Consider the following 843-nt stretch of genomic DNA (forward strand, 5'->3'; position numbering starts at 1 on the left):
CACACCCTGCCCGGCCACCTGCGCACCCATGACAGCCGCACCGGCGATGCCCGCTCCCGCGCCGCCCGCCGCGCCCGAGCTGCCACCGGCTTGTTCCGAGGCGCCCGCCGATCGGCCCCCGGTTCCCGTCGAGCCGGACCCTCCGGATGAGGCCCCGCCAGGTGAGGCCCCGCGACCGGGCGAAGCTCCGCCGCCACCGGTCCCGCCCGAGAGGGGACGCCCACCGCCTGCTCCGCCCGATGGGCCGCTCGACGGCGGAGTGGGACCGCCGCCTCCGGCTCCGCTGGTGGTGGCGTTTTCGCCTTCGGCCATCTTGCGGGCCGCGGAACGATCACCTCCGGCTGCACCCATGGCGATGCCGAGGGCGCCGCCGGCGAGCGCCGCGCCTGCCCCTCCCCCGCCGCCGAGAGTCGCCACCGCGGGCGCGACCAGCCGCATCAAGGCCGGCAGCACGATCGTCACCGACAACAACAGGATCATGCCGAGCAACACCAGTTGCGGATCTTGTTGCTGACCAGTGGTTTTCGTGCCTGCGGCGGTGAAGGCGATCGCGTAGACGAGGGCACCGACCGGTTTCCACAGCACGAACGCCAGCGACCACGACAGCATCCGCTTGTAGGCCTGCGATCCTGGTCCGGTTCCGGCGGCGGCCGCTGCCAGCGGGATCGCGGCGACCACCAGGATCAGGACGGCTTGGCGGATGACCAGCATCGCGAGTTGAACGAGCATGCTGATCAGGCCGAGGATGGCCAGCACGAGCAGGACGCCGGAGCCGAGGTTGCTGTGATCGCGCAGGTTGTTGTCGACCAGCCGCTCGACCGCGCCGTGCAGGTCGCCGCCGGT

1 pseudogene is annotated in these 843 nt (G+C 72.4%); it reads right to left on the reverse strand.

Annotated features, from left to right (window positions below):
- Positions 1 to 843: pseudogene (locus A5780_RS41525) on the reverse strand (hypothetical protein); the annotation flags it as partial.

The organism is Nocardia sp. 852002-20019_SCH5090214, from assembly GCF_001665865.1.
Classification (GTDB): Bacteria; Actinomycetota; Actinomycetes; order Mycobacteriales; family Mycobacteriaceae; genus Nocardia; species Nocardia nova.